At 53.7% G+C, this 22416-nt stretch carries 22 protein-coding genes; 13 read left to right on the top strand and 9 right to left on the bottom strand.

The window, feature by feature from the left end; genetic code table 11:
* Nucleotides 1-10 precede the first annotated feature (10 nt).
* The 8 genes from mrdA (at nt 11) to lipA (ending at nt 8978) form a co-directional block, all read left to right on the top strand.
* On the top strand, nt 11-1912 hold the full coding sequence (mrdA, locus tag F0Q32_RS19355) for a peptidoglycan DD-transpeptidase MrdA (protein WP_149464375.1): 1902 nt from the start codon (nt 11-13) through the stop codon (nt 1910-1912).
* Nucleotides 1913-1914: 2 nt separating this feature from the next.
* Nucleotides 1915-3027 carry a peptidoglycan glycosyltransferase MrdB gene (mrdB, locus tag F0Q32_RS19350; RefSeq protein WP_015965383.1) on the top strand — a complete coding sequence of 371 codons (1113 nt, stop codon included), beginning with the start codon at nt 1915-1917 and terminating at the stop codon, nt 3025-3027.
* 10 nt (nt 3028-3037) lie between these two features.
* The gene (rlpA, locus tag F0Q32_RS19345) at nt 3038-4138 is read left to right on the top strand and encodes an endolytic peptidoglycan transglycosylase RlpA (protein WP_149464374.1); all 1101 of its coding nucleotides are present in this window, start codon (nt 3038-3040) and stop codon (nt 4136-4138) included.
* A gap of 146 nt (nt 4139-4284) precedes the next feature.
* A complete protein-coding gene (gene dacA / locus F0Q32_RS19340; protein ID WP_149464373.1) occupies nt 4285-5484 on the top strand; it encodes a D-alanyl-D-alanine carboxypeptidase DacA in 1200 nt (399 codons plus the stop codon).
* Nucleotides 5485-5588: 104 nt separating this feature from the next.
* Nucleotides 5589-5852: a DUF493 family protein YbeD gene (gene ybeD, locus F0Q32_RS19335; protein WP_015965386.1), complete on the top strand. Its 264-nt coding sequence runs from the start codon at nt 5589-5591 to the stop codon at nt 5850-5852.
* A 61-nt stretch (nt 5853-5913) separates the two neighbouring features.
* Nucleotides 5914-6585 (top strand): lipoyl(octanoyl) transferase LipB, encoded by a 672-nt coding sequence (gene lipB, locus F0Q32_RS19330; protein WP_370516894.1) that lies wholly within the window; start codon nt 5914-5916, stop codon nt 6583-6585.
* 274 nt (nt 6586-6859) lie between these two features.
* The gene (locus F0Q32_RS19325; protein WP_149464371.1) at nt 6860-7813 is read left to right on the top strand and encodes a YbeF family transcriptional regulator; all 954 of its coding nucleotides are present in this window, start codon (nt 6860-6862) and stop codon (nt 7811-7813) included.
* A gap of 199 nt (nt 7814-8012) precedes the next feature.
* Nucleotides 8013-8978 carry a lipoyl synthase gene (gene lipA, locus F0Q32_RS19320; protein ID WP_149464370.1) on the top strand — a complete coding sequence of 322 codons (966 nt, stop codon included), beginning with the start codon at nt 8013-8015 and terminating at the stop codon, nt 8976-8978.
* A 227-nt stretch (nt 8979-9205) separates the two neighbouring features.
* Here the strand turns inward: lipA and tatE are convergent, their stop codons facing one another.
* Both tatE and F0Q32_RS19310 read right to left on the bottom strand, forming a co-directional pair.
* Nucleotides 9206-9412 (bottom strand): twin-arginine translocase subunit TatE, encoded by a 207-nt coding sequence (gene tatE, locus F0Q32_RS19315; RefSeq protein WP_149464369.1) that lies wholly within the window; start codon nt 9410-9412, stop codon nt 9206-9208.
* Nucleotides 9413-9539: 127 nt separating this feature from the next.
* Nucleotides 9540-10328 carry a deaminated glutathione amidase gene (locus F0Q32_RS19310; RefSeq protein ID WP_149464368.1) on the bottom strand — a complete coding sequence of 263 codons (789 nt, stop codon included), beginning with the start codon at nt 10326-10328 and terminating at the stop codon, nt 9540-9542.
* A 93-nt stretch (nt 10329-10421) separates the two neighbouring features.
* On the opposite strand from F0Q32_RS19310, the gene crcB reads away from it, so the two are divergent.
* A complete protein-coding gene (gene crcB, locus F0Q32_RS19305) occupies nt 10422-10799 on the top strand; it encodes a fluoride efflux transporter CrcB (RefSeq protein ID WP_015965392.1) in 378 nt (125 codons plus the stop codon).
* A gap of 59 nt (nt 10800-10858) precedes the next feature.
* Here the strand turns inward: crcB and cspE are convergent, their stop codons facing one another.
* The 7 genes from cspE to F0Q32_RS19270 all read right to left on the bottom strand — a co-directional run bounded on the left by cspE (nt 10859) and on the right by F0Q32_RS19270 (nt 18587).
* Nucleotides 10859-11068, bottom strand: coding sequence for a transcription antiterminator/RNA stability regulator CspE (cspE, locus tag F0Q32_RS19300; RefSeq protein WP_000034825.1), 210 nt, complete (start codon nt 11066-11068; stop codon nt 10859-10861).
* 193 nt (nt 11069-11261) lie between these two features.
* On the bottom strand, nt 11262-11837 hold the full coding sequence (gene pagP / locus F0Q32_RS19295; RefSeq protein ID WP_370516893.1) for a lipid IV(A) palmitoyltransferase PagP: 576 nt from the start codon (nt 11835-11837) through the stop codon (nt 11262-11264).
* Between the two features lie 149 nt (nt 11838-11986).
* Nucleotides 11987-15106 carry an efflux RND transporter permease subunit gene (locus tag F0Q32_RS19290; protein ID WP_149464366.1) on the bottom strand — a complete coding sequence of 1040 codons (3120 nt, stop codon included), beginning with the start codon at nt 15104-15106 and terminating at the stop codon, nt 11987-11989.
* Nucleotides 15103-16539 carry an efflux RND transporter periplasmic adaptor subunit gene (locus F0Q32_RS19285; RefSeq protein WP_149464365.1) on the bottom strand — a complete coding sequence of 479 codons (1437 nt, stop codon included), beginning with the start codon at nt 16537-16539 and terminating at the stop codon, nt 15103-15105. Before F0Q32_RS19285 ends, F0Q32_RS19290 begins: the two co-directional genes overlap by 4 nt.
* Nucleotides 16536-17792 (bottom strand): TolC family protein, encoded by a 1257-nt coding sequence (locus F0Q32_RS19280; protein ID WP_149464364.1) that lies wholly within the window; start codon nt 17790-17792, stop codon nt 16536-16538. The genes F0Q32_RS19285 and F0Q32_RS19280 overlap by 4 nt, the downstream gene beginning before the upstream one ends.
* 12 nt (nt 17793-17804) lie before the next feature.
* Nucleotides 17805-18137, bottom strand: coding sequence for a copper-binding protein (locus F0Q32_RS19275; protein WP_149464363.1), 333 nt, complete (start codon nt 18135-18137; stop codon nt 17805-17807).
* A 54-nt stretch (nt 18138-18191) separates the two neighbouring features.
* Entirely contained in the window at nt 18192-18587 is a 396-nt protein-coding gene (locus tag F0Q32_RS19270) for a DUF2946 domain-containing protein (RefSeq protein WP_149464362.1), read from the bottom strand.
* A gap of 331 nt (nt 18588-18918) precedes the next feature.
* On the opposite strand from F0Q32_RS19270, the gene dcuC reads away from it, so the two are divergent.
* From dcuC to uspG, 4 genes are all read left to right on the top strand, one after another.
* Nucleotides 18919-20289 carry an anaerobic C4-dicarboxylate transporter DcuC gene (gene dcuC, locus F0Q32_RS19265; protein WP_015965399.1) on the top strand — a complete coding sequence of 457 codons (1371 nt, stop codon included), beginning with the start codon at nt 18919-18921 and terminating at the stop codon, nt 20287-20289.
* A gap of 90 nt (nt 20290-20379) precedes the next feature.
* The gene (rna, locus tag F0Q32_RS19260) at nt 20380-21186 is read left to right on the top strand and encodes a ribonuclease I (RefSeq protein WP_149464361.1); all 807 of its coding nucleotides are present in this window, start codon (nt 20380-20382) and stop codon (nt 21184-21186) included.
* Between the two features lie 159 nt (nt 21187-21345).
* Nucleotides 21346-21756 carry a nucleoside diphosphate kinase regulator gene (rnk, locus tag F0Q32_RS19255; protein ID WP_149464360.1) on the top strand — a complete coding sequence of 137 codons (411 nt, stop codon included), beginning with the start codon at nt 21346-21348 and terminating at the stop codon, nt 21754-21756.
* A gap of 179 nt (nt 21757-21935) precedes the next feature.
* Nucleotides 21936-22364 carry a universal stress protein UspG gene (uspG, locus tag F0Q32_RS19250; RefSeq protein WP_015965402.1) on the top strand — a complete coding sequence of 143 codons (429 nt, stop codon included), beginning with the start codon at nt 21936-21938 and terminating at the stop codon, nt 22362-22364.
* The last annotated feature ends 52 nt before the right edge of the window (nt 22365-22416 follow it).

Here is a 22416-nt window from a genome sequence, read left to right as displayed (position 1 = left end):
TAAGCAGCGAATGAAACTACAGAATTCTTTTCGCGACTATTCGGCTGAGTCTGCGCTGTTTGTGCGCCGGGCGCTGGTCGCTTTTACGGGGATTTTGCTGCTTACCGGCGTGCTGATCGCTAACCTCTATAATCTGCAGATCGTCCGTTTTACCGATTATCAAACCCGTTCCAACGAGAACCGCATTAAGCTGGTGCCAATAGCCCCCAGCCGCGGCATCATTTACGATCGCAACGGTACCCCGCTGGCGCTCAACCGCACCATCTACCAACTGGAGATGATGCCGGAGAAAGTCGATAGCGTGCAGGACACGCTGGAGGCGCTGCGCGGCGTGGTCGATCTCAACGATGATGATATCGCCAATTTCAAAAAGGAGCGCTCGCGCTCGCATCGCTTTACGTCTATCCCGGTGAAAACCAACCTGACGGAAGTTCAGGTGGCGCGCTTTGCGGTGAACCAGTACCGCTTCCCGGGCGTGGAAGTGAAAGGCTATAAGCGCCGTTACTACCCGTTTGGTTCCGCCCTCACCCACGTCATTGGCTACGTTTCAAAAATTAACGATAAAGACGTTGAGCGGCTCGACAAAGACGGCAAGCTGGCAAACTACGCGGCAACGCATGATATCGGTAAGCTCGGTATCGAACGCTATTACGAAGATGTGCTGCACGGCCAGACCGGTTATGAAGAAGTTGAGGTCAACAACCGTGGGCGCGTCATCCGTCAGTTGAAGGAAGTGCCCCCGCAGGCCGGGCATGATATCCATCTGACGCTCGATCTTAAGCTCCAACAGTATATTGAAACGCTGCTGGCCGGCAGCCGTGCGGCCGTCGTGGTTACCGACCCGCGAACAGGCGGCATTCTGGCGCTGGTTTCTATGCCAAGTTACGACCCCAACCTGTTCGTCGATGGCATCTCCAGCAAAGATTACTCCGGGCTGCTGAACGACCCGAATACGCCACTGGTTAACCGCGCTACGCAAGGGGTTTACCCGCCCGCGTCTACCGTTAAGCCATATGTGTCCGTATCCGCACTTAGCGCGGGGGTGATCACCCGCAATACCAGCCTGTTTGATCCGGGGTGGTGGCAGTTGCCGGGCTCTGAAAAACGCTATCGCGACTGGAAAAAATGGGGCCACGGCCACCTGAACGTGACGAAAGCGCTGGAGGAATCGGCGGATACCTTCTTCTATCAGGTCGCCTATGACATGGGTATTGACCGCCTGTCCGAGTGGATGGGGAAATTTGGCTATGGTCATTACACCGGCATCGACCTTGCGGAAGAGCGCTCTGGTAATATGCCGACCCGTGAATGGAAGCAGAAACGCTTTAAAAAGCCGTGGTATCAGGGCGATACCATTCCGGTCGGTATCGGCCAGGGCTACTGGACGGCAACGCCGATTCAGATGAGCAAAGCGCTGATGATTCTGATTAACGATGGCATAGTGAAAGTGCCACATCTGCTGATGAGCACCACCGAAGGCGGGAAGCAGATCCCCTGGGAGCAACCGCATGAACCCCCTGTCGGTGATATTCATTCCGGCTTCTGGGAAATTGCCAAAGACGGGATGTATGGCGTCGCCAACCGTGGCAACGGTACCGCGCATAAATACTTCGCCAGCGCGCCGTATAAAATTGCAGCTAAGTCCGGTACGGCTCAGGTATTCGGCCTGAAAGCGAATGAAACCTACAACGCGCATAAAATTGCCGAGCGTCTGCGTGACCACAAACTGATGACCGCCTTCGCGCCGTATAACGATCCGAAAGTTGCCGTTGCCATTATTCTGGAAAACGGCGGCGCAGGCCCGGCGGTGGGGACGATCATGCGTCAAATTCTCGACCACATTATGCTTGGCGATAACAACACCGATTTACCAGCCGAAAATCCGGCCGCAACAGCGGCGGAGGACCAATAAACATGACGGATAATCCGAACAAAAAATCGCTGTGGGATAAAATCCACATCGATCCGGCCATGATGCTGATCCTGCTGGCGCTGCTGACCTACAGCTCGCTGGTCATCTGGAGCGCAAGCGGCCAGGACATCGGCATGATGGAGCGTAAAATCGGCCAGATCGCCATGGGTCTGGTTATCATGGTAGTGATGGCACAAATCCCGCCGCGTGTATACGAAGGCTGGGCACCGTGGCTCTATATCTTCTGTATTATTCTGTTGGTGGCGGTCGATGCCTTCGGTGCGATTTCGAAAGGCGCTCAGCGCTGGCTTGACCTCGGCGTCGTGCGCTTCCAACCGTCAGAGATAGCCAAGATAGCTGTCCCGCTGATGGTCGCGCGCTTTATTAACCGTGATGTTTGCCCACCGTCGTTGAAAAACACCGGTATCGCGCTGATATTAATCTTCATGCCAACGCTGCTGGTCGCGGCACAGCCTGACCTCGGGACATCCATCCTTGTCCTGCTCTCCGGTTTATTTGTGCTGTTCCTCTCCGGCCTGAGCTGGCGGCTTATCGGCATTGCCGTGGTACTTATCGCCGCATTTATCCCGATATTGTGGTTCTTCCTGATGCATGACTATCAACGTCAGCGCGTCATGATGCTGCTCGATCCGGAATCAGACCCGCTCGGCGCAGGCTATCATATTATACAGTCCAAAATTGCCATAGGCTCCGGCGGTCTGCGCGGAAAAGGCTGGCTGCACGGTACCCAGTCACAGCTGGAATTCCTGCCTGAACGCCACACAGACTTTATCTTCGCCGTTCTGGCAGAAGAACTGGGGCTGATTGGCATTCTGGTGTTACTGGCACTGTATGTGCTGCTGATTATGCGTGGGCTCTGGATCGCCGCCCAGGCGCAAACCACTTTTGGCCGCGTCATGGCCGGTGGCCTGATGCTGATTTTATTCGTTTATGTCTTTGTAAATATTGGTATGGTAAGTGGCATTCTTCCGGTGGTGGGCGTCCCGTTACCGCTGGTCAGCTACGGGGGGTCGGCCCTTATTGTACTGATGGCCGGGTTCGGTATCGTCATGTCGATACATACCCACAGAAAAATGTTGTCGAAAAGCGTCTAAGAGGTGCTCAATGCAAAAGCTTTGGCTGGGGATCTGCATCGCAGCAGGATTGCTGGCAGGTTGTTCGAATGATGATGTGCAACAAAAAACCGTCACCGTTCCGCAGCCCGCAGTATGTAATGGCCCGATAGTGGAAATCAGCGGGGCCGATCCGCGCTTTGAGCCGCTGAGCGCCACCGCAAACCAGGATTACCAGCGCGACGGTAAAAACTACAAAATCGTGCAGGATCCTGCCAACTTCAGCCAGGCGGGTTTAGCCGCTATCTACGACGCTGAACCCGGCAGCAATCTGACAGCGACGGGTGAGGCGTTTGATCCAACACAAATCACCGCCGCGCACCCCACGCTGCCGGTGCCGAGCTACGCGCGCGTCACCAATCTGGCGAATGGACGCATGATCGTCGTGCGCATTAACGATCGCGGCCCGTATGGCAACGATCGCGTGATTTCCCTTTCCCGCGCGGCAGCCGATCGTTTGAATACATCAAACAACACCAAAGTGCGTATCGATCCGATTATCGTTGCCCAGGACGGCACGCTTTCAGGTCCAGGTATGGCCTGTACGACCGTCGCGAAACAAACCTATGCTTTACCCAGCCGCCCGGATCTGAGCGGTGGGTTAGGCAGCGCGTCATCAGCCCCGCAGGCTGCTTCGCCGCAGGGCGATGTGCGTGCCATCAGCAACGATACGCTGAAACCTGAAGACACTGCCGGTGCGCCCGTCAGCAGTAGCGGTTTCCTCGGCGCCCCTACTCCACTTAACAACGGTGTACTGGAAAGCAGCGAGCCCACCCCAGCGGTGCAAACCGCCGCACCTGTGACCGCACCCGCCTCAACCCCTGCCCCTGCGGCTGTCGCAGCCCCCGTAGCTGCGCCTGCCGCGACCGGTGACTTTGTGGTCCAGGTTGGCGCTGTCAGCGATCAAGCGCGCGCGCAACAGTATCAACAGCGCCTGAGCCAGCAGTTCTCTGTACCAGGTCGCGTCACGCAGAACGGTGCCGTCTGGCGTATTCAGTTAGGTCCGTTCAGCAACAAAGGCGAAGCCAGCACCCTACAACAACGTTTGCAGAGCGAAGCCCAACTGCAATCATTTATCACTCGCGCCAACTAAGATGTAGCCAGGTTTCCGATGTCGTTTGCTAATGAATGTAAAAGTCATTAACAAAGTCGTATGCGATGTCGGATGCCTGCCTGCACTGCATTTGCTATAGTAAGGCACTTTTTTTAATTCCATAAACGGACGTCGTTGTTCTGACCATGAAGACCTCTCTCTCTGCTTGCTTACTTATCCCAGCGCTCTCAGTCGCCGTACTGACCTCCGCTGCCCATGCCGATGATTTAAACATCAAAACCATGATCCCGGGCGTACCGCAGATTGACGCGGAGTCCTACATCCTGATCGACTACAACTCAGGCAAAGTTCTGGCTGAACAGAACGCCGACGCCCGCCGTGACCCGGCCAGTTTGACCAAAATGATGACCAGCTACGTTATCGGTCAGGCAATGAAAGCGGGTAAATTCAAAGAGTCCGATCTTGTCACTGTCGGCAACGACGCATGGGCGACCGGCAACCCGGTGTTCAAAGGCTCTTCACTGATGTTCCTGAAACCTGGCATGCAGGTTCCTGTTTCTCAGTTGATTCGCGGTATCAACCTGCAATCCGGTAACGATGCCTGCGTGGCAATGGCCGACTTCGTAGCAGGCAGCCAGGATTCCTTCGTGGGCCTGATGAACAGCTATGTCAGCGCATTGGGTCTGCAAAATACCCATTTCCAGACCGTTCACGGCCTGGACGCTGACGGCCAGTACAGCTCCGCACGTGATATGGCGAAAATCGGTCAGGCGCTGATCCGCGATGTGCCGAACGAATACACGATTTATAAAGAGAAAGAGTTCACCTTTAACGGTATCCGCCAGACTAACCGCAACGGCCTGCTGTGGGACAACAGCCTCAACGTAGACGGTATTAAAACCGGCCACACCGATAAAGCAGGCTATAACCTGGTGGCTTCCGCGACAGAAGGTCAGATGCGTCTGATCTCCGCCGTAATGGGCGGTCGCACCTACAAAGGTCGCGAAACGGAAAGTAAAAAACTGCTGACCTGGGGCTTCCGCTTCTTTGAAACCGTCAGCCCGCTGAAAGCCGGTAAAGAGTTCGCCTCTGAGCCCGCCTGGTTCGGCGACAGCGATCGTGCTTCCCTCGGCGTGGACAAAGACGTTTATCTGACCATCCCGCGTGGCCGCATGAAAGATCTGAAAGCCAGCTATGTACTGACCTCCACCGAACTGCACGCGCCGCTGCAGAAAAACCAGGTCGTAGGCACTATTAACTTCCAGCTGGATGGCAAAACCATTGAACAGCGTCCGCTGGTGGTGCTGCAGGAAATTCCGGAAGGTAACTTCTTCGGCAAAATCATTGATTACATTAAATTAATGTTCCATCACTGGTTTGGTTAAAAATCACCCACTTGAAAGTGTGATTTCGATCCCCATATACTATGTAACGTTAAGCAACTCCCGCCTGTCCGGCGGGAGTTGTTCTTTTTACCACTGGAGCTGACATGAAAACCAAACTGAACGAACTGCTTGAATTCCCGACTCCCTTTACTTACAAAGTGATGGGTCTGGCGAAACCTGAGTTGGTTGACCAGGTGGTGGAAGTGGTACAGCGCCATGCGCCTGGTGATTACTCTCCGCAGATAAAACCGAGCAGCAAAGGCAACTACCACTCGGTGTCCATTACCATCAACGCGACGCATATTGAGCAAGTGGAGACGCTGTACGAAGAGTTAGGCAATATCGAAATTGTTCGTATGGTGCTGTAATCCCTGCCACGTTACCCGGCCTGCCGGGTAACGTTAATTGTTTGTGATATACTCCCCGTCCATGAATTCCTCTCTCTACGGAGATGCTGTTTTGGACACCAATACCCTTCTCATCCGCCAGCTTGGCTTACAGCCGTACGACCCCGTATCGCAGGCCATGCATGAGTTTACCGATCAACGCGACGACACAACGCTCGATGAAATCTGGCTGGTTGAGCATCACCCTGTCTTTACTCAGGGCCAGGCCGGTAAAGCGGAACATGTACTGGTGCCGGGCGATATTCCCGTAATTCAAAGCGACCGTGGCGGCCAGGTGACCTATCACGGGCCGGGTCAGCAGGTGATGTACGTGTTGCTGAATCTGAAGCGTCGTAAGCTTGGCGTGCGTGAACTGGTGACACTGCTGGAACAAACGGTGGTGAATACCCTGGCGGAATGCGGTATTGACGCGCATCCACGTGCCGATGCGCCGGGCGTCTACGTGGGTGAGAAAAAAATCTGCTCCCTGGGACTGCGTATTCGCAAGGGGTGTTCTTTCCACGGCCTGGCCCTGAATATTGCGATGGATTTATCGCCCTTCCTGCGCATCAATCCTTGCGGTTACGCCGGTATGGAGATGACCCAGGTACAGCAGTGGAAAGCTGATGCCACGCCTGACAATATATCACCGCTTTTAGTCTCACATTTTTTAGCGCTGCTAAACAATCCACCACACGAATATATTCACAGTTAATATATATTCTCCCCAGCCCAACCTTACCGTTGGGCTGGCGTTATTTCCCTCCTGCCCCCCTTTACAAAAATATCAAAATTCTATATTTTCTCTTCAGCTTCATTCAGCAAAAATAACACACCAGGCTACCACAGCAACCAATACATAAAGACAACCCATTGAATAAATGAGATAAAATTAAAATAAAATCACAAATTGCAATTTTGTATCGAAGATAATAATAACGACAAAAGCAATAAACCATTCACATGGTGAATGTAAAAGGGTAAATAGAGTGGAATATCAACAACCGTTAGAAAATAAATCACCACCACGTATCGATAATGATACCACCCAGATTTTCCGCACATTACGTAATATTGATCTTAATTTGCTGACAATTTTTGAAGCGGTCTATGTCCATAAAGGGATTGTTAACGCAGCGAAAGTGTTAAATATCACGCCGTCTGCCATCAGCCAGTCGATTCAAAAACTGCGTGGTCTTTTCCCTGACCCGCTGTTTATCCGTAAAGGTCAGGGGGTGACGGCAACGGCCTATGCCACGCATCTGCATGAATATATTAGCCAGGGGCTGGAGTCGATACTTGGCGCGCTGAATCTTACCGGCAGTTATGATAAACAGCGTATCCTCACCATCGGTACGCCGCCCTCCGTCGGGGCGCTTATCATGCCCGCGATTTACCAGGCCATTAAAGAAAGCTATCCGCAAATTCTGGTACGCAATGTTGCCGTCAACGACACAGGCAATCAGCTCAGCCAGTTCCAGACGGATTTAATCATCGATAGTCATGCTCAGACCATGCCTGCGCTTTACAGCCACACGCTGTTCCGCGACCCGCTGGTGCTGGTCTGTCGCCATGGGCATCCCGTTTTACAGCAATCCGTTTCCCTGGCATTGCTGAAGGCGTATGAATATACGCTGTTGACGCCCGATGGCAGCAGCCATAGCCCCCTGCATAAACGCATTCATGAGATGTTGCCAGACCGACAGGTGAGTTTTAGCAGTTACAATTTGTTCACCATTGCTTCACTGATTGGCGGCAGCGACCTGCTGGGGATTATGCCGCGTCGATTCTTCTCTCTTTACCGTCAGTGCTGGCCGCTGGCCTGCATTGATTTTGCGCCCATTCAGCAAGAAGAAGTCGAATTTTCATTGCATTACAACAAGCTCAGCCTGCGCGATCCGGTTTTACAGGGTGTCATTGATGTCATTCGTCAGGCATTCTGATCGCGAAAACAGGTAGACCGTCCGATAACTAAAAAGCATAAAACAACAACTATTTTACAATTTGCCGCACTGGCAGGCTGCTTTGACACCCGTTTCAATGGTATACTGCTTACAATGAATTCAAAAATAGTTGATAAATGCAACATTTCATTGAATTGAAACGCTTTCCTTAAAGACTCGCAACTGGAACACGCACGCTATGAGTAAACCCATTGTGATGGAACGCGGTGTCAAGTACCGCGACGCCGATAAAATGGCACTTATCCCGGTCAAAAACGTGGCCACCGAGCGCGAAGCGCTGCTACGCAAGCCCGAGTGGATGAAAATCAAACTTCCGGCTGATTCCTCCCGTATTCAGGGTATCAAAGCGGCGATGCGTAAGAATGGCCTGCACTCTGTTTGTGAAGAAGCCTCTTGCCCAAACCTGGCGGAATGTTTTAACCACGGCACCGCGACATTCATGATTCTGGGTGCTATCTGTACCCGCCGTTGCCCGTTCTGTGACGTTGCCCACGGTCGCCCGATTGCCCCGGATGCCAACGAACCGGGAAAACTGGCGCAAACCATCGCTGATATGGCGCTACGTTATGTGGTGATTACCTCAGTTGACCGTGATGATCTGCGCGACGGCGGTGCTCAGCACTTTGCCGACTGCATTACCGCTATCCGCGAGAAAAGCCCAACCATTAAAATTGAGACGCTGGTTCCTGACTTCCGTGGACGTATGGATCGCGCGTTAGAGATCCTGACGGCAACCCCGCCAGATGTCTTTAACCATAACCTGGAAAACGTGCCGCGTATCTATCGCCAGGTGCGTCCGGGCGCGGACTACAACTGGTCGCTGAAGCTGCTGGAACGCTTTAAAGAAGCGCACCCGGAAATCCCAACCAAGTCTGGCCTGATGGTCGGTCTGGGTGAAACCAACGCGGAAATCATTGAAGTGATGCGCGACCTGCGTCGCCACGGCGTCACCATGCTGACCCTGGGTCAGTATTTGCAGCCAAGCCGCCATCACCTGCCGGTACAGCGTTATGTAAGCCCGGATGAGTTTGAAGAGATGAAAGCGGAAGCGCTGGCGATGGGCTTCACCCACGCTGCGTGCGGCCCGTTCGTTCGTTCCTCCTATCACGCCGATCTTCAGGCGAAAGGGATGGAAGTGAAATAAACGCAGACGCTGCGTTTAGCCAAGCCGTTGCTTTTAAGCAGCGGCTTTTTTTATACCGGCATTAGAAACATCTGATTGCAACTTAATACCTTTAGTCATATTTCAGGTATTAAAAAAGGCCATTGCGTCTCGGCATTGGCCTTTTTAACAGGCAATGATTGCCCGCTATAAGACATGCACCTGCTTAAAGCAGAATTTATCCGCACGCCTTATCCAATGTCTGCAGCTTACTCTTTGTGAGAGAGTTTTTCCGCCGGGATGTCATCCACATCAACACTTTTCTTCGCGCTGACCTCATCCTCGTTCATGGCTTTCTTGAAGCCCTTGATTGCTGAGCCCAGGTCGCCGCCCAGCGTACGTAATTTTTTGGTACCAAACACCAGAATAATCAGCGCTGCGACAACCAGCAGTTTGGTAATACTAATCTCACCCATAGATACCTTCTTTTCTAAAACAGGCTGCAAAATGCAATAAATGACCATAACGTATTAACGGTCATCTTACCGCGCGCACACAATAGCAATCTGTAACAAGGTGAATCAAGTGTTGTTTAAAAAAACGTCACAGTAATTGCGGTAGCGCAAAGCGACGGTTAGTTAATACCGGTAATTGTGCGCGCACCTCTTTAACCTGCTGTTCAAAGACTTCCGCCATTATAAGTTGCGGCGTTGCTCCGGCACCGGCGAGGGTGACGCCTAAAGGGTCAATGATGCGGCTCTGGCCGATATTCCGACTGCCACATTCGCCCGAGGCGACGATATAACAGGTTGTATCCAGCGCGCGTGCCGCCAGAAGCGTTGACCAGTGGTGCTCCTTCAGCGGCCCGCGTACCCATGCCGCCGGCAGAACCAACAGATTTGCGCCCTGAAGCGCCAGGTTTAACGCCAGCTCCGGGAAACGCAAATCGTAACAGGTCATCAACCCCACGCGCATCTCACCAACCTCAAGCAGCGGTGGCACCACCGCGCCCGCATCCACAAGCCTGGACTCCTGAACGTTAAACGCGTCATACAGGTGCAGCTTCTGATATTGCGCGATCACCTCTCCGCCACGCAGCGCCACCAGCATATTCACGGCCCTGCCCGCCGTAGAGGGCACGTGCAGCGTCAGGATGGTCGTCAGGGTGTCCTGTCGACTCTGGGCCTTCAGTTGCTGCATGAAGCCGCCATCGAGCATTTGAGCGGATTTCACGCTGAGATCGGGGTCAGCGATATCGCGCGCCAGCAACGCCTCAGGCAGTACCAGCAATGAGACACCACGTTCTGCTGCCGTGCGCATCAGCGAGATGCATTCCTGCGCGTTGGCCTGCCAGTCGGCAGAAACGCTAAATTGACCCGCCGCGACCCACATATGACGTCCTCTTTTTTACGTTGGTTCTGGCAAGATTAGCAGCTTCAACGCTAAACTCACCCACTTCGATGGTTTGAAAACAGGAAAAATCAGGTGTTCAACGTTCTCCTGGCAGTTTTTATCGGCGGCGGAACCGGTAGCGTCGCGCGCTGGATGCTCAGCACCCGACTCAACCCGATGCATCATGCACTGCCGATTGGCACGTTAACGGCAAACCTGCTGGGCGCGTTTATTATTGGTGCGGGGCTGGCGTGGTTTAACCGGATGACGCATATTGACCCGATGTGGAAACTGCTAATCACGACAGGGTTCTGCGGCGGCTTAACCACCTTCTCCACCTTTTCAGCGGAAGTGGTCTTTCTGTTACAGGCGGGGAAGCCGGGATGGGCGCTGCTGAATGTCGGGGTTAACCTGCTGGGCTCGTTTGCGATGACCGCCCTGGCCTTCTGGCTGTTTAACGCCAGCCGATAAGCAGGCGAAAAAAAACCCGCGATTAGGCGGGTTTTGAATTCTGACTGCTAATGCGCTGATTACAGAGCGATTACGTTAGCAGCAGAAGGGCCTTTGGCACCGTTAGTGATTTCGAACTCTACACGCTGACCTTCAGCCAGAGTTTTGAAACCATTGGTCTGGATTGCAGAGAAGTGTACGAACACGTCTTTGCTGCCATCTTCCGGAGTAATGAAACCGAATCCTTTGGACTCATTAAACCACTTAACGTTACCTTTAATCTTAGACATCAAAATTACCTTTATATGAAAAAACGACACAAATGCTGTGTCAGGTATCAGTACATCAATAAAGCTGTGTTTTGTCCAGTGCAGGTTAGCTAAAAAGTGATAAATGTCTCTAACTTTTATACGGGGGTTGACTTTAATTCGAGTTTGTTTGCAAGCCAGTCAACCCCACTGCTCCCGTGCGCAAAATCAGGGGTTAAAACTGGAAGCGCATCCAGGCAAAGTAGACGTTACCGTTATTGTAAGTGCCCGGTATGTAGGTCATCTGGAACGTTGCCGGGCCATAGCCGATTGACGCCATCGGCAGCAGCACCGGAATGGGCACATAGTTGTAGTTATCACGTGCTGTCACCCCGACTGTATAACCCAGCCCCAGGCGGAAATTATCGTCGGTCAGCGGTCGCCAGGTTTTCTCCCAGCCGTACCCGCCAATCGGCTCCCACTTGTTCCAGGAGTCTTTAAACGCCATCAGATAGATACCGTGCCAGTTCCCTTTTTCATCCCAGCGAGAGACACCAAAACCCGCGCCCCAGGGACGCTCATTGTAACGGTCGGTTTTCTCTTTATCGTAGGCAAAGCGCGCATGCCAGGTGATTGCCGGAACATAGAGATCGTAATGCTGGGGTTCATCCCAGGTTTGCGCAATATTATCGTTGAGCGTGGAGAAGCCGTTGCGCACCGATTCGATAAATGAGGCATTCGCCACAGGCAGAACGCAGAGTTGAGCCGCAATTATCGCAGCTAATAAATAAATTCTTTTGAGCATTAACACGTTAGCATTACCAAAGCTTATTACATAATAAAAATAGCGTACCAATGCTAACCTTAATCAAGGCTTAACAATATCGGGTTATTCTTTATTTTAGGGTAATTCTTGGTAAATAAAGTAAAGTAATTAAGCACCCCGCAGGGTGCTTGTATTCATTGTTTAGGGTGGATGATGCGATAAAGTGCGGGAATAACCAACATCGAGAGTAATGGTGCGGAAATCATTCCGCCGATCATCGGCGCGGCAATCCGGCTCATCACTTCCGAACCCGTACCACTGCCCCACATGATAGGCAGCAGGCCGGCCATGATGGTCGCCACCGTCATCACTTTGGGGCGCACACGTAGCACCGCCCCCTCATGAATCGCGCGCATTAATAGCGGTGTGCCGCCATCAGGATCGGATTTACGATGTTTCTCAAGCGCATGATTCAAATAGAGCACCATGATCACACCAAACTCCGCTGACACCCCCGCAAGGGCAATAAACCCTACCGCTCCGGCCACAGAGAGATTATAACCGAGAAGCCATAACAACCAGACGCCGCCAATCAGAGAAAAGGGAAGCGTTCCCATTATCAGTAATACATCTGAAATACGTCTGAAGGTTAACCAAAGTAGTGTAAAAATAATCACTAAGGTAACCGGAAGCACTATTTTCAGTTTTGCCGTGGCGCGTTCAAGATATTCAAATTGTCCGGACCAGGAGAGCGTGACTCCCTGCGGCAGGGTCACCTGTTGCGCTACTCGTTGCTGCATTTCATCCACCGCGGATTTCAGGTCACGTCCGCGTAAATCGACATAAATCCAGTTCGACAGTCGCGCATTTTCGCTTTTCAGCATCGGCACACCTTCGGTGATACGGATATCCGCCAATTCGCTGAGTGCCACCTGGCTCCCATTGGCCGTCACCACCGGCATTGCCCGCAGCTTGTCGATATTATCGCGCCATTCGCGCGGGTAACGGATGTTAATGGGATAACGTTCGCGCCCTTCGATAGTCTGACCGACGTTCTCGCCGCCCACCAGCGTCGACACCAACGATTGCAACTCTTTCACCGACACGCCATAGCGGGCCGCCTGCTGGCGATTGATCGCGATATCCACATAACGCCCACCTGAAAGTCGCTCGGCGAGCGCGGATGTCACACCCGGCACACCCTTCACCACCTGCTCGATTTCGCGGGCGACACGTTCGATGTCTGCCAGGTTATTGCCGTTTACTTTAATTCCCACCGGGCTCTTGATACCTGTCGCCAGCATATCGAGACGGTTGCGAATCGGCGGTACCCAGACGTTGGCAATCCCCGGAACTTTCACCGTTTTATCCAGCTCCTCAATCAGTTTGTCCGGCGTCATGCCCGGTCGCCACTGGTCGCGAGGTTTAAACTGAATGGTGGTTTCCAGCATGGTCAGCGGCGCAGGGTCGGTAGCCGTTTCCGCACGCCCGGCCTTACCAAACACGCTGGCTACTTCCGGCACGCTTTTAATCAACCGATCGGTTTGTTGCAGCAGGCGGCTCGCTTCGCGCGCAGAAATACCCGGCAGCGTAGAGGGCATATAGAGCAAATCCCCCTCGTCGAGCGGCGGCATAAATTCGCTACCCAACTGGCTGAGCGGCCAGAGCGTCATGCCCAGCAGCAGCAATGCCAGCGCCAGTGTCGCCTTTGGCCAGGCCAGCACTTTATCAAGTAGCGGCTCATAGGCACGAATCAGCCAGCGGTTGATTGGGTTGGATTGCTCATCAGGAATTTTTCCGCGAATAAAATAGCCCATCAGTACCGGCACTAAGGTGATGCCGAGCCCCGCCGCCATCGCCATCGCCCAGGTTTTGGTGAACGCCAGCGGTGCAAACATCTTCCCTTCCTGCGCCTCCAGCGAGAAGACCGGAATAAACGACAACGTGATAATCAGCAGGCTGCAAAACAACGCAGGCCCGACTTCCGTTGCCGCCTGCCCGGCAATGTGCCAGTAATCGGGGCCGGAAGGCGTTTTGTCGGGATGATCGTGCCGCCACTGCTCCAGCACTTTATGCATGTTTTCGATCATCACGATCGCCGCATCCACCATGGCACCGATAGCAATCGCAATCCCGCCCAGCGACATAATGTTGGCGTTAATCCCCTGATAGTGCATGACGATAAACGCGCCAAGTATGCCAAGCGGCAGCGAAACAATTGCCACCAGCGCCGAGCGGAAATGGAACAGAAACAGGGTACAGACCAGGGCAACGACGATAAACTCTTCAATCAGCTTATGGGTTAACGTTTCGATCGCGTGGTCGATAAGCTGCGAACGGTCGTAAACCGGGACGATCTCCACCCCTTCCGGCAAAGTTTTTTGCAGCGACTGAAGCTTCGCTTTCACATCCATAATGGTCTGACGGGCATTCTTACCATAACGCATGATGATAATGCCGCCGGCCACTTCCCCCTCGCCGTTAAGTTCCGCGACGCCGCGCCGAATTTCTGGCCCCATCCGCACATCGGCGACATCTGTCAGCAGCACCGGCACGCCATCACGGCTGGTCACCACCACCTGTCGGAACTCATCAAGCGAATGCAGATAACCGGTGGTGCGCACCATGTATTCCGCTTCGCCCATCTCCATCAGTGCGCCGCCGCCCTCCTGGTTGGCAGATTTCAGCGCATCGACAATTTGCTGATGCGTCACGTTTAACGCCCGCATCCGCATCGGATCGGCAATCACCTGATACTGGCGTACCATCCCGCCGACGCTGGCGACTTCCGAAACGTTAGGCACGGTTTTCAGTTCGTACTTCAGCGTCCAGTCCTGGAGCGCACGCAGATCCGCAAGACTGTGTTTGCCGGTACGGTCAACCAACGCATACTCGTAAATCCAGCCCACCCCCGTGGCATCCGGCCCTAATGCCACCGTGACGCCTTCCGGCATTTGCGCCTGAATCTGACTCAGATACTCCAGCACGCGCGAACGCGCCCAGTAAAGGTCAGTACCGTCTTCAAACAACACGTACACATAAGCGTCGCCAAACATCGAAAAGCCGCGCACCGTCTTCGCGCCAGGCACCGAAAGCATGGTGGTGGTAAGCGGATAAGTGACCTGATCTTCTATAATCTGCGGCGCTTTTCCCGGATAGCTGGCGCGAATAATCACCTGCACATCAGAGAGGTCCGGCAGCGCATCCAGCGGCGCACGTTGCACCGCCCAGGCGCCCCACAGCGCCATCCCCAGCGCAGCAAAAATCACCAGCAGGCGATTACGCAACGCAGCTCGAATCACGGCGGCAATCATTTCTCGCCTCCCGTCATTGGCATCCATTGTGAAATCAGCGGCCCCTGCGCATCATCCAGCGTAAAGTGGAACATGATGTTATCGCCAGGCTTCGGTTTTGCCGCGCTGGCGCTGAGGGTGAAGTCCATAGTCATCGCCCCCCAGTGCAGCGCGGGAATCGGCTGGTGCGACAGCGTTACCGTGTTCCCTTCGATGGCCTTGACGACGCCGTTGCCGACATACTCTTGCGCCTTTTTCGTTTCCTGCGGCAAGGCACTGCGCAGGCTGGCTTCGGAATCAATCAGGAACTGGCCAGAGGTCACCACCTTATCGCCCTCCTTCAGCCCCTCTTTGACCTCCGTCCAGCCGTTGGCGGTTACGCCTGTGGTGACGCGTGCCGGTGCGAAGTGCCCGTCTCCGGTGGCGACAATCACTCGATTCTCACTGCCAGTGGCGATCAACGCTTCTTCCGGAATTGCCAACACCGGCGGTTGCGCAGATTCATCCTGCAAACGCACGGTTAAAAACATGCCGGGCTTCAGTTTGTGCTGCGGGTTATCCAGAACAATACGCGCCTTCAGGGTGCGCGTGGTGGTTTCCATCTGCGGCAGCAGTTCGCTCACCTTGCCGTGGAATTGCTCGCCAGGCCAGCCGTCAGCGCTCGCCACGACGTCACTGCCCGGTATCAGGCGTTGCGCCTGAGTTTGTGGATAGTCAATCACCACCCAGACCGGGTCCTGGCTTGCCAGTTCAAACAACGGCGCGGTGGCGGTAACCTGCGCACCTTCGCGTGTGTCGAGCTTCGACACGTAGCCCTCCTGCTCGGCACGCAGCACCATTCGCGACTGCGGTTTGCCGCTGCGTTCCACCTGGCGAATGACAGATTCCGGCATAAAGGTCAGCGTCAGGCGCTCACGAGCGGCCCGGCTGAGCGCGGCATCGCCAAGTTGACGCACGGCCAGATACTCTTGCTGCGCCGCCGTCCATTCGGGGATCCACAGCTGTGCCAACGGCTCACCCGCTTTCACCCACTGCTGCGGGGCGCGAACAAACAGTTTCTCGACGACGCCGTTGGCCGGAGACGGAATAATTTGCAGGCTACGCTCATCGGTGGTGACCGTCGCAAACGCGGAAAAAGGCTGTACCAGCGCACGTTTTTCTACGGTGCCGATTCGCATGCCAAGACTTTGCTGCTGTTGCGGGCTAATGCTAACGCCGCCGTTATCCGGCGTTTCATCGGCATAGCGCGGCACCAGTTGCATATCCATAAAGGGTGATTTCCCCGGCTTATCAAATCGCTGTCCGGGAACCATCGGGTCGTACCAGTAAAGCACTTTGCGCGCCGTAGATTCAGTGGCGGCGGAGTCTGTCGCCGGACTGCGATATCCGGCGTAATAGCCCGCTCCCGCCGCCAGCACGGCCACAATCGCCAGCGTCAGTAAGTTCTTGTTCATAGCGCCAACTCCTGTGGAATCAAATAGTGAATGGCAGCCCAGGTCCGGGCGACTTCACGTTCGGCCTGACTGGTGGCAAGGGTGCTGTCCAGCACATCGCGACGTGCGGCAAGTAAGGAAGAAAGATCAGACTGACCGGCGCGATACTGGGCGGTCAGTAAAGAAAGACGCTGCTGCTGGAGCGGTAGAGTTTCATCGCGCAGGCGCAACCAGATATGTTGCGCAGCCTGATATTCGGCAATCAGCGAGCTAATCTGGGCAGCGTGATCGCGCTCAGTCAGCGAAAGCTGATCGTTGGCCTGCATGGTGCGGGAGACATCTGCCGCGTAATCTTTATCCTGACGTTTATCTTTAAACAGCGGCAAATCCACGGTAAACATCACCCCCGCCATATCGTCATACCCTTCAGAGCGATGACCGTAGTACACCTCGACATCGACATCAGGGATGGCCGCCACCGCCGACTGCGCCGAGCGTGCTTTGGCTTCATTGGCTTCCCGCGCGGCGGCAATCACTTCCGGGTGCTGATCCACACCGGCGAGCAGCGTGGCTTCATCCGCAGGCAAGCGTTGATACGGTGGCAGTGCGCCGGAAACCGAATCAATCGGCTGACCGGTAAACTTCATCAGTTTTGCCCGCGCCACCTGCACGTCACGCTCTGCAAGCGTAACGTTATCGCGCATTGCATTGAGCGAAACCTTCAGCGCCAGTACGCTGTCCGGCGCGGCGGTTCCGCTGCCGACGCTGGCGCGCTGCGTGCCCTGCTGTCGCTCGGTTTCCGCCACCAGCTTTTTGGCTGATTGCAGCGCTTTTTCCGAGAGTGCGAGATCAAGCCACGCCTGCGCGGTATCGCGTTGCAGGGCGGCGCGAATCGCTTCTGATTTCGCGCTAACGCTTTGTGCCTGCGCCTGTAACGTCTGCGCTTTGCGTTCGCGTTTTTCGGCGCTGACGTAGCGCTGCATAATACCCACGCGCTGCATGGTCATCCCTTCGCGTGTCAGACGTTGGTTATTACTGCCCTGTACCGGAACGTTTTCGATACCAAATTTCAGTTTCGGATCCGGCAATTCCCCCGCGGAATCGGCCATATTTTCCAGCGCCCGGGCTTCATTGCGATTAGCGGAAAGTTCAGCGGAATAGCGCTGGGCTTGCGACAGAGTTTGCGTGAGTGTCCATGACTCCGCCTGCGCGGCGGAGCCAAAAAATCCAAGCAACACCCCGCCGAGCCACAGACTCAACGTGCGTTGTTTCATGTCACCTCCGGCTTAACGGTGCGAGTTCAGGGATACAATCTGGTAACCGCCCTCACCCTCGGTAAAGGTGAAATCCACCTCTTCGCCCACGCGTTGCGCGGTAACAGGTTGAGCAGTCGGTTGAGCAAATTGCATCGTCATCGCAGGCCAGTTCAGCGCGGGGATGGGATGATGGGCAATGGTGATGGAAGTGGCAGTCACTTTTTTGATAATGCCTTCGCCCTGCCAGGTGGCGGCGGAGGGCATTGTCATTGTGGCGTGTGCGCTCATATCGTGCGCAGAAACGGAAAATGCGGATACAGCAAACAGTACGCCAGCCAGCGCACGAGTATAAATTGCAGACATAGTAAACTCCTGATAATCGTTAATTAATTGATAGTTAAACGGATTATCAGGTTTCTATTCGCGGAACCGGCAAAAACGAATCGTTGCCGGAGGCCCTACGGCAGGAGGTGCCAGTGACCACGCGTCTTCCTGTACGGCTTCGCAGGTCGGCATAACTAACGCCAGGCTGGAAACCACCGGAATCGCGACTAAAGAGGAATTATCGAGCGTTTTCTGCGAGGAGTCGGGCACACAGTGTTGCCCGCACAGCGACATATTAGTTTGCGTCGCATGTGATGACATCTGGTGATCCATATGCTGGATCATCGCCGCCTCGCCCGCCGGGCTTAACTGACAGTCATGAGAAGCAATCGCTACCTGGCACTGGATAAACCAAAAACCGAACGCGAGCAGAAGCATCAGAAAATGTTTTCTGATGAAGCGTAAGCGCCAGTTCCAGGATGCGTACATAATCACGATTCGGTTAATGAAAGTAACCGGAGTATACGCAGGCAATATTCGCGAAATAAAGTCTTTTTTAATTGCTTTACGATTCAACAAAATGGAAATAATTATAACAATTAATTCACTTATTGCTTTCAGATACCTCCTGCCCCGCTATAATTAAGAGGTTTTCAGCTTTGTGATTTACTCGATCAATTGTCTGTTGTATTACTACAAATAATCATTTTATTGATTTCCATCAGCAAGTATTGCCGCTTATTTCGGCACATTCCCTTTATTATTCTTTTTTATGTGCTTTTCTCAGTACATATTTTCGACAATGGTGACAGGTAAAACTATGTTAACGGCATTTGAGCTCCTGATTGGGGTTGTGGTCATTGTGGGCGTCGCCCGCTATATCATTAAGGGCTTTTCCGCCACGGGCGTTTTATTCGTCGGCGGGATTGTATTGCTGATCGCAAGCGCGCTGATGGGCCATAAAGTGTTACCCGCCAGCGAAGCAAGCACGGGTTATTCCGCAACGGATATCGTTGAATACATCAAAATCCTGCTGATGAGCCGCGGCGGCGACCTCGGCATGATGATCATGATGCTGTGTGGTTTTGCCGCCTACATGACGCATATTGGTGCCAACGACATGGTCGTAAAACTGGCCTCAAAACCACTGCGTTATATTAACTCACCCTATTTATTGATGATTGCCGCCTATTTCGTCGCCTGCCTGATGTCACTGGCCGTATCATCTGCAACGGGCCTTGGCGTTTTGTTAATGGCGACGCTGTTCCCGGTGATGGTTAACGTCGGTATTAGCCGTGGTGCGGCTGCCGCGATTTGCGCCTCTCCGGCGGCGATTATTCTTTCTCCTACCTCCGGCGACGTTGTGCTGGCGGCAAAAGCGGCAGAGATGCCGTTGATTGATTTTGCCTTTAAAACGACGCTTCCTATCTCAATCGCCGCGATTATCGCAATGGCGATTGCCCACTTCTTCTGGCAGCGCTATCTCGATAAAAAAGAGAACGTGTCCCATGAAATGCTCGATGTGAATGAAATCACCACCACCGCACCGAGCTTTTACGCCATTCTGCCGTTCGCGCCGATCATTGGCGTGCTGATCTTTGACGGTAAATGGGGCCCGCAGCTACACATTATTACCATTCTGGTTATCTGCATGCTGCTGGCGGCGGTGCTGGAATTCTGCCGCAGTTTCAACACGCAGAACGTCTTCTCCGGCCTGGAAGTGGCCTATCGCGGCATGGCGGACGCCTTCGCCGGCGTGGTGATGCTGTTAGTTGCGGCGGGCGTTTTTGCGCAGGGCCTGAGCACGATAGGCTTTATCGATAGCCTGATTTCCATCGCCACCTCGTTCGGCTCCGCGAGCATTATTCTGATGCTGGTGCTGGTGGTGCTGACCATGCTGGCGGCGATGACCACCGGCTCCGGTAATGCGCCGTTTTATGCGTTTGTGGAAATGATTCCTAAGCTGGCGCACACCTCCGGTATTAACCCGGCTTATCTTTCCATTCCAATGCTGCAGGCATCCAACCTTGGCCGTACTATCTCTCCGGTTTCCGGCGTCGTGGTAGCCGTGGCCGGGATGGCAAAAATTTCGCCGTTCGAAGTGGTGAAACGCACCTCCGTTCCGGTACTGGTTGGCCTGGTCGTAGTAATCATCGCGACTGAGATTCTGGTGCCGGGTAGCGCGCTGTAAGTATTCGTGAAACGGATAAAAGGCGTCTAAGGACGCCTTTTTTATGCTTTAATAATTGCCTTGAATTATTAACTCCCCCGGATACGTACTATGTTCAGGAAGGATCTTCTGGCCGGATGCGTCGGCACCCTGCTGCTCGTCGCGCAATGCGCCAGCGCTGCCCCCCTCACTCCCACGCAATATGGCGATTTTGACCGCTATGTGCTGGCGCTTTCGTGGCAAACTGGTTTTTGTCAGAGCATGAACGACAGAAATCGCAAAGCGCCGCAGGAGTGCAAAATCCAGAAAGAGACGGCCAACAAAGCCGATCATCTCACCGTTCACGGCCTCTGGCCGGGGCTGCCAAAATCTATCGCCTCTCGCGGCGTTGATGAAGGTCGCTGGATGCGCTTTGGTTGCGCGACGCGCCCTATTCCGAATATGCCTGAAGCCAAAGGCAGCCGTAAATGTTCAGCCCCCGAAACCGGTTTATCGCTGGAAATGGCAAACAAGCTGAACGGCGTGATGCCCGGCAGCGGTGGAAAATCCTGCCTTGAGCGTTATGAATATGCCAAACATGGCGTCTGTTTTGGTTTCGATCCTGACGCGTATTTCGGCACCATGGTGCGCCTGAACAGCGAAGTCAAAGCCAGCGCGCTGGGACAATTTTTAGCCGCCAACTATGGAAAAAAAGTGAGCCGCAGCGACTTTGATGCCGCCGTCGCCAGCGCCTTTGGCAAAGAGAACGTCAAAGCGTTTAAACTGACCTGTAATGGCAACCCGAACTACCTTACCGAAATGCAAATTTCGCTAAAAGCCGGGAACATCAATGCACCACTTTCTGCTTCTTCGTTCCTGCCTCAGCCGCACCCGGGCAACTGCGGTAAACAGTTTGTGCTGGATAAAGTGGGATACTGACAATAATCGAGATAAATCGATAATTTTCAGTGATTGAATGTGCGTTGTATCACTTCAAACCTGATGATTGAATGCGTATGATGGTGTGAGATGAACCCTTGCCGCTGGCGGTGAGGGTTTTCTTTTGGATAGACGTTTCTGGAACGACATGGAGTAACTATGACCAGACCTGCCATCATCATTAATGAGTTCGATGCGGAGCGTATCGACAGACTGCTGGAACTGCCTGCTTACGCAAACTCTCCGGTGGCTGGCGCGCTGAACGACGAACTGGACCGCGCGCAAATGTGCCCGCCGGAACAGGTTCCACCTGATGTCGTGAGCATGAACAGCCAGGTGAGATTTCGCGATCTGACCAGCGGCGAAGAGCGCGTGCGAACTCTGGTATTTCCTACGCAAATGACAGACAGCAACACGCAGCTTTCCGTGCTGGCCCCGGTGGGCGCGGCGCTGATTGGCCTGCGCGTTGGTAGCACGATTCACTGGGAACTCCCCGGCGGCACGTCCACGCATCTCGAGGTGCTGGAACTGCTCTACCAGCCGGAAGCAGCCGGTGATTACCAACGCTAATTGCGATGAATTAAGAGGATGCCCCGGCATCCTCTTTCTGTTTCTGGCGGCGGTATCTGGTGAGATTGAAAAAACTTTACACCCTTCCACCCAGCGAACGATAAATTTGAGATATCAATGACAAACTAAAAAGCCATAATATGCTTTGATATCAAATACAGAGACAAGGAGGAATGCATATGTACAAGACAATCATTATGCCCGTTGACGTATTCGAGATGGAATTGAGTGATAAGGCTATCGCTCACGCTGAATTTCTGGCGCAGCAGGATGGGATCATTCATCTGCTCCACGTGTTACCCGGTTCAGCCAGCTACACCATGAGCCGTTTCGCGGCGGATGTGCGTCGCTTTGAAGAACATCTTCATCAGGAAGCGATCAACCGCTTAGAAACGATGAAAAGCCACTTCAGTATCGACCCCGAGCGCCTGAAACTGCACGTGCGCATCGGCAGCGTTCGCGACGTGGTGAACGAGCTTGCTGAAGAACTGAAAGCGGACGTGGTGGTTATCGGTTCCCGTAACCCGTCCATCTCCACGCACCTGCTGGGCTCGAATGCCTCCAGCGTTATTCGCCACGCCCATGTCCCGGTGATGGTGGTGAGATAAAAAAAGAGGCTACCTTTCGGTAGCCTTTTTTCTTTTTGCAGGTGTCGTCTTA

Source organism: Pseudocitrobacter sp. 73 (assembly GCF_008369545.1).
Lineage (GTDB): Bacteria > Pseudomonadota > Gammaproteobacteria > Enterobacterales > Enterobacteriaceae > Pseudocitrobacter > Pseudocitrobacter vendiensis.
Note: the sequence above shows the minus strand (reverse complement) of the source record. Positions and strands in the feature narration are given on the sequence as shown.